Source organism: Salinimicrobium oceani (genome assembly GCF_012037645.1).
Map to the genome: position 1 here is coordinate 1 of NZ_JAAVJR010001598.1, position 288 is coordinate 288.

Consider the following 288-nt stretch of genomic DNA (forward strand, 5'->3'; position numbering starts at 1 on the left):
TGATACGCGGATTGTTTTTATTTGCGGCTTATTGACCGGTGGTCTGATAAATAAACGACGTAATGTGCGGATAACAATAATGGCGCCAAAAAGAATAATAAATGCATAACTGGCTTTCTCTGTTATCTGGCTGACATTATTTAACTGGCGTACTGACAAGTTTAATATAAACAGTACAACAGAGACTAAAACAACCGCCACGGTACCCTGAAGCAGAGAAGCCAGAATACTTAATAACGCGCTGTGGCGTAATTTTGCCGGATGTGTGGCGATGTAAGCAGAAAGGAT

Annotated in this window: 1 protein-coding gene; it reads right to left on the reverse strand. The window is 41.0% G+C overall.

Features of this window, described 5'->3' with window-relative positions; all coding sequences use genetic code 11:
- Positions 1–288: HoxN/HupN/NixA family nickel/cobalt transporter (locus HC175_RS23235; protein ID WP_209310235.1), on the reverse strand; the 288-nt coding region annotated here is incomplete at both ends.